This is a genomic window from Streptomyces sp. NPDC060031, assembly GCF_042736805.1.
In the GTDB taxonomy this organism is placed as follows: domain Bacteria; phylum Actinomycetota; class Actinomycetes; order Streptomycetales; family Streptomycetaceae; genus Streptomyces.
In genome coordinates this window covers 129,219-141,619 of sequence record NZ_JBHWVM010000005.1, presented here as the reverse complement: position 1 = coordinate 141,619, position 12,401 = coordinate 129,219, and the positions used below count along the sequence as shown (strand labels likewise).

13 protein-coding genes are annotated in these 12,401 nt (G+C 74.9%); 6 read left to right on the top strand and 7 right to left on the bottom strand.

Going from position 1 to position 12,401, the window contains the following annotated elements:
* Window positions 1-33 precede the first annotated feature (33 nt).
* From ACFWB8_RS03840 to ACFWB8_RS03825, 4 genes are all read right to left on the bottom strand, one after another.
* Complete coding sequence (locus ACFWB8_RS03840) at window positions 34-1,524, bottom strand: SPFH domain-containing protein (RefSeq protein ID WP_385222028.1); 1,491 nt, start codon at window positions 1,522-1,524, stop codon at window positions 34-36.
* A gap of 128 nt (window positions 1,525-1,652) precedes the next feature.
* A complete protein-coding gene (locus tag ACFWB8_RS03835) occupies window positions 1,653-1,871 on the bottom strand; it encodes a hypothetical protein (protein ID WP_385222026.1) in 219 nt (72 codons plus the stop codon).
* A 23-nt stretch (window positions 1,872-1,894) separates the two neighbouring features.
* Complete coding sequence (locus ACFWB8_RS03830; RefSeq protein ID WP_385222024.1) at window positions 1,895-2,281, bottom strand: hypothetical protein; 387 nt, start codon at window positions 2,279-2,281, stop codon at window positions 1,895-1,897.
* A 146-nt stretch (window positions 2,282-2,427) separates the two neighbouring features.
* Complete coding sequence (locus ACFWB8_RS03825; protein WP_385222022.1) at window positions 2,428-3,336, bottom strand: DUF3027 domain-containing protein; 909 nt, start codon at window positions 3,334-3,336, stop codon at window positions 2,428-2,430.
* 356 nt (window positions 3,337-3,692) lie between these two features.
* On the opposite strand from ACFWB8_RS03825, the gene ACFWB8_RS03820 reads away from it, so the two are divergent.
* The 4 genes from ACFWB8_RS03820 to ACFWB8_RS03805 all read left to right on the top strand — a co-directional run bounded on the left by ACFWB8_RS03820 (window position 3,693) and on the right by ACFWB8_RS03805 (window position 7,217).
* Window positions 3,693-5,057: an MFS transporter gene (locus ACFWB8_RS03820; RefSeq protein ID WP_385222018.1), complete on the top strand. Its 1,365-nt coding sequence runs from the start codon at window positions 3,693-3,695 to the stop codon at window positions 5,055-5,057.
* A 64-nt stretch (window positions 5,058-5,121) separates the two neighbouring features.
* Complete coding sequence (locus ACFWB8_RS03815) at window positions 5,122-5,607, top strand: DUF2771 domain-containing protein (protein WP_385222015.1); 486 nt, start codon at window positions 5,122-5,124, stop codon at window positions 5,605-5,607.
* A gap of 13 nt (window positions 5,608-5,620) precedes the next feature.
* Entirely contained in the window at window positions 5,621-6,352 is a 732-nt protein-coding gene (locus ACFWB8_RS03810; RefSeq protein WP_385222012.1) for a futalosine hydrolase, read from the top strand.
* Complete coding sequence (locus tag ACFWB8_RS03805) at window positions 6,333-7,217, top strand: 1,4-dihydroxy-6-naphthoate synthase (RefSeq protein ID WP_385222009.1); 885 nt, start codon at window positions 6,333-6,335, stop codon at window positions 7,215-7,217. The genes ACFWB8_RS03810 and ACFWB8_RS03805 overlap by 20 nt, the downstream gene beginning before the upstream one ends.
* Before the next feature lie 68 nt (window positions 7,218-7,285).
* Here ACFWB8_RS03805 and ACFWB8_RS03800 read toward each other — a convergent pair whose 3' ends face one another.
* On the bottom strand, window positions 7,286-7,669 hold the full coding sequence (locus tag ACFWB8_RS03800) for a cold-shock protein (protein ID WP_329824936.1): 384 nt from the start codon (window positions 7,667-7,669) through the stop codon (window positions 7,286-7,288).
* 175 nt (window positions 7,670-7,844) lie between these two features.
* On the opposite strand from ACFWB8_RS03800, the gene ACFWB8_RS03795 reads away from it, so the two are divergent.
* Complete coding sequence (locus ACFWB8_RS03795) at window positions 7,845-8,105, top strand: hypothetical protein (protein WP_385222005.1); 261 nt, start codon at window positions 7,845-7,847, stop codon at window positions 8,103-8,105.
* A 12-nt stretch (window positions 8,106-8,117) separates the two neighbouring features.
* Here ACFWB8_RS03795 and ACFWB8_RS03790 read toward each other — a convergent pair whose 3' ends face one another.
* Both ACFWB8_RS03790 and ACFWB8_RS03785 read right to left on the bottom strand, forming a co-directional pair.
* On the bottom strand, window positions 8,118-8,768 hold the full coding sequence (locus tag ACFWB8_RS03790; protein WP_385222003.1) for an HAD family hydrolase: 651 nt from the start codon (window positions 8,766-8,768) through the stop codon (window positions 8,118-8,120).
* 42 nt (window positions 8,769-8,810) lie between these two features.
* On the bottom strand, window positions 8,811-9,785 hold the full coding sequence (locus tag ACFWB8_RS03785; RefSeq protein WP_385222001.1) for a hypothetical protein: 975 nt from the start codon (window positions 9,783-9,785) through the stop codon (window positions 8,811-8,813).
* Between the two features lie 86 nt (window positions 9,786-9,871).
* Between ACFWB8_RS03785 and ACFWB8_RS03780 the strand changes: the two genes are divergently transcribed.
* Window positions 9,872-12,352: a helicase-associated domain-containing protein gene (locus tag ACFWB8_RS03780; protein ID WP_385221999.1), complete on the top strand. Its 2,481-nt coding sequence runs from the start codon at window positions 9,872-9,874 to the stop codon at window positions 12,350-12,352.
* The last annotated feature ends 49 nt before the right edge of the window (window positions 12,353-12,401 follow it).

Genomic DNA, 12,401 nt, shown 5'->3' with positions numbered 1-12,401 from the left:
GCACCGAAGTGCGCCGCGCCGGGCCGGCCGGGACTACGCCCGGTCGTCGATCGGGATCTGCGCCTGGAGCGGGCTCTTGCCGTTCACAGGGGCAGCGGCGGGGGCGGGGGCCTGCTGGGCCCCCGGGGCCTGCTGGGACATCGACGCGAGCAACTGCCGCGCCAGGCCCAGGCCCGTGCCGCCCATCGTGAGGGCCTTGGCGAACATGTCGCCCATCCCCTCGGCGCCGTTGAGCAGCACCATGTGCTCCACGTTCCCGAAGGCCGCCGCGCCCGCCTCCACGATCGCCGGCCAGTTCTCGGCCAACTGCTGCGCGACCACGGCCTCCTGGTTCTCCGCCAGCGCGGCGGCCCGCGCCTTGATGGCCTCCGCCTCGGCCAGACCCTTGGCCTTGGCCGACTCGGCCTCCGCGAGGCCCCGCGCCTGCGTCGCCGCCGCCTCGGCCTCACCGGTCGCGCGGGTGGCCTTCGCGGCCGCCAGGCCCCGCGCCTCCGTCGCCTGGGCGTCGGCGGCCGCGGCCGTCGTCACCCGGGTCGCCTCGGCGGCCGCCGCCAGCTCCGTCTCCTTCGCCTTGGCCTGCGCCGCCGAGATGCGGGCGTCGCGGTCCGCCTCGGCGCGGGTGCGCGTCTCGTACGCCGCCGCGTCCGCGGGCTTGCGTACGTCCACCTGGAGCTGCTGCTCGCGCCGGTTCGCCTCCAGCTCCGCGACCCGGGTCTCCTGGACCACGACCTCCTGCCGCGCGGCCGCGTCCGAGAGCGGGCCCGCCTGGCGGGCCGTCGCGGCCGCCTTGTCCCGCTCGGCCTGGTAGCCGGCCTGGAGGATCTCGCTGTCGCGGGTGGCCTCCGACATCCGGGCGAAGGCGGCCTGTTCGGCCTCGGTCGCCAGCAGGTTCGCGTCGGCCTGCGCGATCCGCGCGTCCCGCTGGACCGCCGCCGCGTGCGGCATGGCCAGGTTCTTGATGTAGCCCGTCGGGTCCTCGATCTCGTGGATCTGCAGCGAGTCCACGATCAGGCCGAGCTTCTCCATCTCCGTACCGCAGGCCATCCGGGTCTGCCCGGTCAGCTTCTCGCGGTCCCGGATCATGTCCTCGACCGTCAAGCCGCCGACGATGGACCGCAGATGACCGGCGAAGACGATGTGCACCCGCTCCGGCATCATCTTCTGCTGGTCCAGGAAGCGGCGGGCGGCATTGGCGATGGACACGAAGTCGTCGCCCACCTTGAAGATCACCACGCCCTTGACCCGCAGCGGGATCCCCTGGTGGGTGACGCAGTCCACCAGCAGCTGCGTCTCGTTGAGGTCCAGGGACATCTTCCGCACCGCCTGCACACCCGGCAGTACGAGGGTTCCGCGCCCGGTGACGATCCGGAACCCCATGCCCTCGCCGAGCCCCTCCGTCTTGTGCGCGGAGCCCGAGATGACGAGTGCCTCGTTGGGCTCGGCCACCCGCCACATGAGCTTGAACAGACCGACCAACACCATGATTGCGGCGACAACGATGCCCGCCACGACGCCGATAGCCATCGGCAACTCCCCCTTTGACGCGGTGCCGTTCGACACCGACGAAGGCGAGTGTGCGCCTGTGCGCGGCCCCGGAGAAGACGGCTGCGCCATCTTGTCGCCATCTTGATACGCACAGGTGGCGAGGGGGCTCAGTTGTCGTATGCGGCCATCACGTACACCGTGCGCGGCGGCAGGTGCTCCACGACCGTCACCACCGTCCCGACGGTCAGCCGGCCGGTCCCCGGCGCCGGATGCGCGAGGAAGTGCTCCGCCCCGCCCCGGATCCGCACGATGACCTCGCCCACCAGCCCCGGCCCGACCGTCCCGGTCACCCGGCCGTCCAGTCCCACCATGTCCGTGTCCCCCATGGGCCGAGGGTACGCCGTGCACCTCACGTGCGGTACGCCTCGTCGAGCCGGCCGCCTCGTCGAGCCGCCCGGCGCGCTGCGTGCCGCCCCGCGAGCGCTCCAGGGTGGTGTGGATCAGGCGGACCAGCGGGACCTCCCGGGCCCCTTCGGTCGGCGAGGTCCTCCTCGCCGGTCCCCCGCTGGAGGACGATCTCGGCGGGGCCCGCCATGCCGTCGACGCCGGCCGCCGGCAGGGGCGTGTTCGCCGGGGTGCGCTTCACCGGCGCGGCGGCCGCCGGGGTCTTGGCGCTGCGGCCGGTCATCACCGCGTACCCGGCGTCGACGAGGCGCTCGAAGTCGGCGCCCGTACGGTCCCCGGGGTCGGGCCCGCCCAGCGGATCACGCGCCCGCCCGGCCCGCCCCCGGGTCACCCGACCGGGCCCCCGGGCGGGGCTGAGTTGGGGCTGGTGCCGCCCCTCGGCGAGCTGTATCGCCCGGAGGGCGATTTCAGCCCCGCCGGCGTTTGAGGCGCGGTGGTCCGGGGGCGGGGCCCCCGGCAGCGGCGCCGCCCGGGCTCCTAGCTGTGGCCGAGGTCCGCCTCGGAGAGGTCCGTCGGGGAGAGCGAGCCCGTGTCCGGGGTGGCGCGGAGGGGGAACTCGTCCGAGGCCATCGAGTCCAGCACCGGCGGCGCCGGCCGGGGCGGCTTCGGCATGACCGCGGCCTCCGAGTGCCCGCCGCAGCCGTAGGACAGGGAGACGAGGCGCCCGTCGGCCGGCCCGAACTCGTTCGCGCAGACACCGAAGGCCTGCCCCAGCGAGCCGCCGATCGCGACCAGGAAGCCACAGGAGACGCACGAGGCGGGGGCCGCCTGCGCCATCGGGGTCTTCGCGCCGAAGGACTCGTCCCAGCGGTCGGCCGCGGTGTGCAGCCCGTACCGGGACAGGACCCGGGCCCGGCGCATGCCGAGCTCCTCCGCGACCGAGGTGATGGACCCGCGCACCGGGACCACCGCGCGGTCGGTGACGTCCGCGTCCTCGGCCTCGACCAGTTCCGCCATCTCGGGGGACACCACCGAGTTCGGCGGCGGCGCGTCCTCGCCCGACCAGCCCGCCTCCAGCCGCAGGTCCTCGGCGTCCGTGGGCAGCAGATCGCCCGGCCCCATGTCGCCCGGCCGCAGCCGCTCGCTCCACGGCACCCACTCGGGGGCCAGCAGCGCGTCCTCGCCGGGCAGCAGCACCGTTTCGTCGAGGGTGACGTTCTTCGCCCGGGAGGCCCGCGTCACGGTGACGGCCCAGCGCCAGCCGCGGTAGCCCGGGTCCTTGCACTCGAAGAAGTGCGTGACGACCCTGTCGCCCTCGGAAACGGCGGAGACGTGCTCGCCCACCACTCCGGGAGCGGCGGCTTCCTCGGCCGCCGCGCGGGCGAGGTCTACCGCCTCGGCGCACAGGCGGTCGGGGGTACGGCTTCGCGTCGTCGCAGCACTCACAGGTCTCGTTCTCTCCTACGCCGTCTCACGAGTGCGCCGTCCGTACTGTCGTCCACAACGACCCGTCGGTCCTGTCCGTACGAGGCGCGGGCGGAGCGGACCAGAGGGCCGCGTCGACGTCCGCACCCGATCGGCCTCGGGCGCACCTACCTGCTATCCATTCTGCGGGATCGCGAAGAGGCGCGCGGCCAAGAGCAACCGCCGGTGGCGCGCTAGGCACGCTACCTCCTCCGGCGCCTTCGGCCCACATGCAAGGTCCGATTCGCGGACATGCTCACCGCCAGGATCCCGATCCGCCATGCGCCCGGGCCGCGCCGGAGGGGGTCCGAGAGGGCCGAGTGGGGCACTATGGCGAGGTGGCACCCGTACGGTCGTCCGATGGCGGCTCGGGACCGGCCAGGCGGGCCGGCCGGGCCGTCGGTCGTGCTCTGCACCTGCCGTTCACCGGTACGGCGCGCGGGATCCGGCGGGCCACGCACGCGCACGGGGCCGGTGAATCCGGCCTCGGCAAGCTGATCGAACTGCACGCCATCAACGGCGCGGGCGATGTGATGATCACGGTCGCGCTCGCCTCCACGGTCTTCTTCTCGGTACCCACGGACGAGGCACGCGGCCGAGTGGCCCTGTACCTGGCGATCACGATGGCCCCCTTCACCCTGCTGGCCCCGGTGATCGGCCCGCTGCTGGACCGGCTGCCGCACGGCCGGCGGGCCGCGATGGCGGGCGCGATGCTGACGCGGGCGCTGCTGGCCGTGATGATGTCGGGCGCGGTCGCGACGGGCGGCCTGGAGCTGTACCCGGCGGCGCTGGGCGTCCTGGTCGCCTCGAAGGCCTACGGCGTCGTGCGCAGCGCCGTGGTGCCGAGGCTGCTGCCGCCGAATTTCTCACTCGTCAAGGCGAACTCCCGGGTCACGCTGGCGGGCCTGCTGGCCACGGGCGCCGCCGCACCGATCGGGGCCGGCCTGCACGCGATCGGGCCGCCGTGGCCGCTGTACGGGGCCTGCGCCGTCTTCATCTGGGGGACCTTCGCGGCGTTCTCGCTGCCGCCCAAGGTGGACGAGGCGAAGGGCGAGCGCCGGGCCCGGCTGTCGACCCACGAGGCGCACTCGCAGCGGCCGGGGCTGCGCACGGTCAGCCCGTCGGTGCTGTGCGGGCTGCTGGCGAACGCGTCGATGCGCGCGCTGTCCGGCTTCCTGATCTTCTTCCTGGCCTTCCTGCTGCGGGAGCACCCGCTCGCCGGGCAGAGCGCGGCGGTGTCCCTGGGCATCGTCGGCGTCTCCGCGGGCGTCGGGAACGCCTGCGGCACCGCGGTCGGCGCCTGGCTCCGGGCCCGCGCCCCCGAGGCGATCATCGCGGCCGTGCTGTGCCTGACCCTCGGCGTGGCGATCTTGGCGGCCGTCTTCTTCAGCGGGGTCTTCATGGCCGTCCTCGGCGCGACGGCCGGCTTCTGCCAGGCCCTGGCCAAGCTGTCCCTGGACGCGATGATCCAGCGCGACGTCCCCGAGGCCGTGCGCACCTCGGCCTTCGCCCGCTCCGAGACGCTGCTCCAAGTGGCGTGGGTGCTGGGCGGCGCGATCGGCATCGCCCTTCCGCTGAACGGGGTCCTGGGCATGGCCGTCGCCGCGGTGGTGGTCGCCCTGGGCGCCGTCATGGCCGTCCGCGGCCTCCTCGCCTCCCCCCGCCACCACCAGCACCACTCCTCCCGGCCGCGGGTGGCATGACGGCGAGCCACACCGTGGGACCCCGTGCAGCGGCGCGGCCTACGGGCCAGATAGCCTTCGGCTCATGACCGCACCGCTTTTCTCGGGTAGGGCCCGCCGCAGCGTCGCGGCCCTCGGAGCCGTTTCCGCCGGCCTCCTCCTCCTCTCCGCCTGCGACAAGCCGACACCGCTGGCGACCGTGACGGTCGGCACCTCGTCGGTGTCCACCGAGGCCGCCTGCCACGACGGCACGGAGCTCTCCCCGGACAAGGTCCAGGAGTGCCTCACCAACAGCAAGAACGCCAAGACCGTCGAGTACGGCCGCGGCGACACCCTGCGCCTCGGTGTCGAGCCCGATGTCGTCGAGGACGGCAAGAAGTGGCAGGCGGTACTCGACGGCCAGCCGATCACCGAGCCCTCGTCGAACACCTACCGCAGCTTCCCGGGCGCCGACATCTTCGCGACCGGCGGCCAGGGCGAGGCCCCGGCCTCGAAGAAGCTGCACATCGTCGAGGTCGGCGCGGACGGCAAGCCGCTCGCCGTCTGGGCCTTCAACATCAAGCTCAAGTAGTCACGTACCCACGGTGCGCGCGCTCATCGTGACCGCGGTGACGGCGGAGGCGGACTCCGTCGTCACAGGTCTCACCCCTCATCCGGACACCCCCGGCCCTGAGCCGCGCGCCCTGCCCGGCGGCTACCTCGTCCGCCGCCGGGACCTGCCCGGCATCGCCCTCGACGTGCTCGTCGGGGGCGTCGGGCCGGCGGCCGCGGCCGCCGGCGCCGCCACCGCCCTGGCCCTCGCCGACTACGGCCTCGTCGTCTCCGCCGGCATCGGCGGCGGGTTCGCGCCGGCCGCCCCGCCCGGCTCGCTCGTCGTCGCCGACGCGATCGTGGCCGCCGACCTGGGGGCGGACACGCCCGACGGCTTCCTCGACGTCACCGCGCTCGGCTTCGGCCGCAGCGTCCACCTGCCGCCCGCCGAGCTCGCCGCCCGCGCCGCCGAGGCGACCGGGGCGCTGCTGGCGCCCGTGCTCACCGTCTCCACCGTCACCGGCACCGCCGCCCGCGCCGCCGAGCTCGCCGCCCGGCACCCGCTCGCCGGCGCCGAGGCCATGGAAGGCTTCGGGGTCGCGGAGGCCGCGGCCGCGCACGGGCTGCCGGTACTGGAGATCCGCGCCGTGTCCAACGCCGTCGGCCCGCGCGACCGTGCCGCCTGGCGGATCGGGGACGCCCTGGCGGCGCTGGCCGAGGGAATGCGCGTACTGGGCCCCGTCATCGCCCACTGGGGAGGACAGCATGAGCAACAGCACCACTGACCCGCTCCACCCGCTCCGCATCGCCTATTCGCCGTGTCCCAACGACACCTTCGTCTTCGACGCGTGGGCGCACGGCCGGATCCCGGGCGCGCCCGCCCTGGACGTCACCTTCGCGGACATCGACATCACCAACGGCATGGCCGAGCGCGGCGAGCGGGACGTGCTGAAGGTGTCGTACGCCGTACTGCCCTGGGTGCTCGACGAGTACGCGCTGCTGCCGTGCGGCGGCGCGCTGGGGCGCGGCTGCGGTCCGCTCGTGCTCGTGAAGGACCGCGGCCTGACGTACGGGCCCGGGGTCGACCTCACCGGCAAGACCGTCGCCGTGCCCAGCGAGCGCTCCACCGCCTACCTGCTGTTCCGGCTGTGGGCCGCGGACGTGCTGCCCGCCGGCGTCGGCAAGGTGGTCGTGCTGCCGTTCCACGAGATCATGCCCGCCGTGCGCGACGGCCGGGTGGACGCCGGACTGGTCATCCACGAGGCCCGGTTCACCTATCAGGACTACGGGCTGCACTGCCTGGCCGACATGGGCGAGCACTGGGAGTCCACCACCGGCCTGCCGATCCCGCTCGGCGCGATCATCGCCAAGCGCTCGCTGGGCGCCGACACGCTGCTCACGCTGGCCGAGTCGGCCCGTACGTCGGTGCGGATGGCCTGGGACGATCCGGAGGCCTCGCGCCCGTACGTACGCGCCCATGCGCAGGAGCTGGACCCGGCCGTCGCCGACCAGCACATCGGTCTGTACGTCAACGAGTTCACCGCCGGCCTCGGCGACGCCGGCTACGCGGCCGTCCGCGGGCTGCTGACGCGGGCCGCCGCAGAGGGTCTCGTTCCGGCCATCGGTCCGGACGCGCTGGCCTTCCCGTAGGCCCGGCGGCCGGAACGACAGTGCCCCGCCGACTCGTTCGAGTGGCGGGGCACGGTGCGTACGGAAGGTCAGACGTCGAGCTGGTCGGCCACCGCGCGGAGCAGTCCGGCGATCTTCGCGCCGTGCACCTTGTCGGGGTAGCGGCCGCGCTCCAGCATCGGGGTGATGTTCTCCAGCAGGGTCGTGAGGTCCTGCACGATCGAGGCGAGCTCGTCCGGCTTGCGCCGCTGCGCGGCCGCGACCGAGGGGGTCGGGTCCAGCACCGTCACGGAAAGCGCCTGGTCACCGCGCTGACCGGCCACCACGCCGAACTCGACGCGCTGGCCGGGCTTGAGGGCATCCACCCCGTCGGGGAGTACCGACGAGTGGACGAAGACGTCGCCGCCGTCGTCACGGGAGAGGAAGCCGAAGCCCTTCTCACTGTTGAACCACTTGACCTTGCCGGTAGGCACGTCCGTCCTCTGTCCTTGTGCTCGTCGGGTCCGAAGACCGTTGGAAACGGCTCCGGATAGCAGTACAGCGGGTCACCGACCCGCCACCTCCAGGCTAATGGTCCATGGACGAGTGACAAGACGTTCCCCGGTCCTTCGCGGTCGACCGCTTCGGCCAGGGAACTACCCTGGTGAGGTGACTGTTACTCCTCAGCCCGAGCACGCCGACGAAGTGCGCCCCGGTGACGCGCTCGTCAAGGCCGGCGGCATCGTGTTCATCGTCGGGGCCGTGGCCACGCTGGCCACCATGGCTCCGCTGTTCCTGGACGTCGACCCGTTCCCCTCGTACGCGTGGGCCGTGTGCATGCTCATGGGCGTCGGCTTCGCCATCTCGGCCGCGGGCGTGCTGCGCTCGGCGGCGGCCCAGCGCAGGGACGCCCGGGCCTCCCAGGCGTAGCCGCCCCGGCCGTCACACCTGCTGCGTGCGGGTGTACTCCGCCAGCCAGGCCGGCAGCGCCGTGAGGTCCGCCAGCACCACGTCGGCGCCCGCCTCGCGCAGTTCCGGCTCCCCGCACGGGCCCGTCGGGACCGTCACGGCCAGTGCGCCGGCCGCGCGGGCGCCCCGTACGTCGCCCACGTGGTCGCCGACGTAGATCTGCGCCCCGTACTCGCGCAGCGCGCCCGCCTTGGCCTCCGCCCACAGCCAGCCGATGACCGCGTCCGGCTCGATGCCCAGGTGCTCCAGGTGGAGGCGGGCGTTCGGCTCGTGCTTGGCCGTCACCACGATCGCGCGGCCGCCGAGCGCCTGGACGGCCTCGATCGCCTCGCGGGCCCCGGGCATCGCCGGGGTCGGCTCGATGGCGTATGTGGGATAGATCTCCCGGTAGCGGTCCGCCATGGCCGGGATCTCCGCCTCGGGGAACCAGTGCGCGAGCTCCACGTCCAGCGGCGGGCCGAGCCGCGTGACCGCCTCGTCGGCGCCGATGAACGTGCCCGTCTCGGCCGAAAGCGCCTGGAAGGCGGCCTTGATGCCCGGCCGGGAGTCGATGAGGGTCATGTCGAGGTCGAAGCCGACGGTCAGGACTGGGGTCGCGGTGCTCTCGGGACTCATACCGGCCATTGTGCCGAGCCGGGGAGGCGGGACCGCCGGGGGGCCGGGCGGCTAGCGGCGGCGGGAGCGCCACGCGAGGTACGCGGCCGAGGCCACGGCCGCGGCGCGGGGGAGCCACGGCCACAGCCCGTGGAAGGCTTCGCCGAGGGCGTCGTCGGCCAGGGCCTCGCCCCAGCGGCCGTTCAGCCGGCCCCACAGCCACACCACCGCGCCCGCGAGCACCGCGCCGGGCAGCCCGAAGACCACCCACTTCCGCTCGGCCGGGCCCAGCACCCGCGAGGCGTACGCGAGCAGCCAGCCCGCCGCGAGCACCAGCCAGTACCCGGTGACCGCGCCCGCCACCAGCACGGCCGCCGCCAGCAGGAGGAACGCGTGGGGCTTGGCCCGGGCCGTCGCCGCAGCGGCCGGAGCCGGCTCCGGCGCAGCTTGCGCCTTCGCGGCGCGCCGCCGCTCGCGCAAGTACCGTACGAGGCCCTGCCGCCCGGCGGCCGGCTCCGGTTCCGACTCCGGTTCCGACTCCGGCTTCTCCTGCGCCACCGGCGCCTTGAACAGCTCCGGGATCTCCACCCCGCCCGCGAAACCCTCGATCTGCGGACCGGCGCCGTGAGCCCCCGGCGTGACCCGCCACCAGTCGGGCTCCAGCGTCTCGGAGCCGCCGAGTTCGTCGAGCCCGGCCAGGTGCGGCGGCGCCGGCGCGGTGTCCGCCGGGCGCGGCGGTGGAACGGCGGGCCGGCGGCGCCCGCGCTGGGTCGGCACGGCGGGACCGGGCTCGGGCGTGGCGGCCGCCGCCGAAGACGGCCGCGTGCCCCGCGTGTCCAGGACCTCCTCCGGACTGCCGATCCGGTCCAGGATCCGCCGTACCGCGGCCGGCGTCTCCGGGTCGTACTTGGCGCGCCGACGGTCGATCTCGTCCCGCAGCCCCGACACCAGCCGCATCCGATCGCCCGAGGACAGCTGCCGCCGCTGCGCCAAGTCCCCGACCCGGCTCAGATATTCGTAGACCAGATGGTCGCTCTCGATCCCCACGCCCCGGCTCCTCCCGTACCTCCTGAGCCGAAGGTAGCGCGTGCGCCCGTGGAGCTGCTGCGGGCGCAGCGGATACCTTTGGCCGGATGGGGACCGGCCGACGAACCGGCCGACGCGACCAGGAGGCGACGACCGTGCCTGACCCGAGCACTGCGGGAAGCGCCCCGCGCTCCCTCGCCGAGGCGCTGCGCACCCGCGACGACGCGGCGCTCGCCGCCCTGCTGCAAGCGCGCCCGGACCTGCTGAGCCCGGTCCCGGGGGACGTCACGCAGCTGGCGACCCGCGCCGGCACCCGCGCCTCGGTCGTGCGCGCGCTGGACCGCCTGGACCGCTTCGCCCTGCAGACGGCCGAGGCCCTCGCGGTCGCCCCGGACCCCTGCCCGTACCCGGCGCTGGAGTCGCTGCTGACCGGCCGGCAGGGTGCGTACGCCGAGGAGAGCGCGGCCCGCGCCGCGCTCCCCACGGCGCTCGGCATGCTGCGCGACCAGGCCCTGGTCTGGGGCGACGAGGACCGGCTGCGCCTGGTGCGCACCGCCCGCGAGCTCCTCGCCCCGTCGGCCTCCCGCCCCTCCCCCACCGGGCTCGGGCCGACCGTCGCCGAGGCCACCGCCGGGATGTCTCCGACCCGGATCCAGGAGATCGTGGTGAGCGCCGGGCTGCCCGCCACGCACGACGCGGTGTCCGCGGTGACCGCGCTGACCGCCCTGTTCACCGACCCCGAACGGATGTCGGCGCTGCTCGACGAGGCTCCGGCCGAGGCCCACCAGGTGCTGGGCCGGCTCGTGTGGGGGCCGCCGTACGGGGAGGTGACGCCGAACCCGACGCCGCCCGTGCGCTGGCTGCGCGACCGGGGGCTGCTGCTGCCCGCCTCGGCGCGGACCGTCGTACTGCCCCGCGAGGTGGCGCTGCACCTGCGCGGCGGGCTGGCCCACCGCAACCCCGAGCCGCTCGCGCCGCGGGTGCCCGCGCACCGCGAGCACCGTCCACAGCTTGTGGACGCCAACGCCGCCGGGCAGGCGCTGGCCGCCCTGTCCACCGTCGAGGAACTGGTGAAGTCCTGGGAGCACACGGGTCCGCCGGTGCTGCGGGCCGGCGGGCTCTCCGTGCGCGACCTGAAGCGGGCCGCGGCGACCCTGGACACCACCGAACCGTCGGCCGCGTTCTGGGTCGAACTCGCCTACGCGGCCGGGCTGCTGGCCAGTGACGGCGAGGCGGACGAGCGGTACGCGCCCACCCCCGCCTTCGACGCCTGGTGCGAACTGCCGCCCCCCGAGCGGTGGTCGGCGCTGGCCGCCGCCTGGCTGCCCGCCACGCGCACCGCCGGGCTCGTCGGCGAGCAGGACAGCAAGGGCCGCACCCTGTCCGTGCTCGGCCCGGAACTGGACCGCTCCGCCGCCCCCGAGGTCCGCAGACGCGTCCTCGAACTCCTCGCCGAGCTCCCCGAAGGCGGCTCCCCGGACCCCGACGCGCTCCAGGCCCGCCTCGCGTGGGAGCGCCCGCCGCGCGGTACGAGCGATCTGCGTGCCCGCCTCGCGCACTGGACCCTGACCGAGGCCGAGGTCCTCGGCGTCACCGGCCGCGGCGCGCTCTCCGCGTTCGGCCGCGCCCTGCTGGAACACCGCGACCCGGCGCCGCTGCTCGCACCGATGCTCCCCGAGCCCGTGGACCACGTACTGCTCCAGGCCGACCTGACGGCCGTGGCGCCCGGGCCGCTGCGCCGGCCGCTGGGCGACACCCTGGCCGTGCTGGCCGATGTGGAGTCCAAGGGCGGGGCCACCGTGTACCGCTTCACGCCCGGTTCGGTGCGCCGGGCCCTGGACGCCGGGCGCACCGCCGTCGACCTGCACGCGTTCCTGGCCGAGCACAGCCGCACCCCGGTCCCGCAGCCGCTGTCGTACCTCATCGACGACGTGGCGCGGCGGCACGGGCACCTGCGCGTCGGCGCGGCGTCCTCGTACGTGCGCTGCGACGACGACGGCATGCTGAACGAGATCCTCGCCGACAAGCGGTCCGCCGGGATGGGGCTGCGCCGCCTCGCCCCGACCGTGCTGGCCGCGCAGGCCGAACCCGGCGCGCTGCTCGACGGGTTGCGGGCGATGGGCTACGCGCCGGCCGCGGAGTCCCGTACGGGCGACGTGCTCGTGGCGCGGGCCGACGCCCACCGCACCCCGCCGCGCTCGGCGCCCGCACCGGTGCCGGACGGGCCGCCCGCTCCGGACGCGACGCTGCTGAGGGCGGCCGTGCGGGCCATCCGCGCGGGCGACCTGGCGGCCACGGCCGTACGCAAGGAACCCGCCGCCCCCGGCGCGGTGGCCCCGGAGCCGGGTGAACTCCCGCGCACGAGCGCGGCGGAGACCCTGGCGACGGTGCAGGCGGCCGCGCTGACCGGCTCGGCGGTGTGGATCGGCTACGTCAACGCCGACGGGGCGGCCAGCCAGCGGGTCATCGCCCCGGTGCGGGTGGAGGGCGGCTTCGTCACCGGGTACGACCACACCGCCGACGAGGTCCGCACGTACCCGCTGCACCGGATCACCGGGGTCGCGGAACTGGCGGAGGACCAGGTGTAGCGGTCGAAAAAGCGGTGGCGGAGCGGGACGGCGGCCCGCACGCTGAAGC

Coding starts and splice junctions, on each gene's coding strand:
- ACFWB8_RS03840 (WP_385222028.1), bottom strand. CDS start 1,524: ATGGCTATCGGCGTCGTGGCGGGCATCGTTGTCGCCGCAATCATGGTG.
- ACFWB8_RS03780 (WP_385221999.1), top strand. CDS start 9,872: ATGGGGACCGGCCGACGAACCGGCCGACGCGACCAGGAGGCGACGACC.
- ACFWB8_RS03805 (WP_385222009.1), top strand. CDS start 6,333: ATGAGCAACAGCACCACTGACCCGCTCCACCCGCTCCGCATCGCCTAT.
- ACFWB8_RS03790 (WP_385222003.1), bottom strand. CDS start 8,768: ATGGCCGGTATGAGTCCCGAGAGCACCGCGACCCCAGTCCTGACCGTC.
- ACFWB8_RS03835 (WP_385222026.1), bottom strand. CDS start 1,871: ATGGGGGACACGGACATGGTGGGACTGGACGGCCGGGTGACCGGGACG.
- ACFWB8_RS03815 (WP_385222015.1), top strand. CDS start 5,122: ATGACCGCACCGCTTTTCTCGGGTAGGGCCCGCCGCAGCGTCGCGGCC.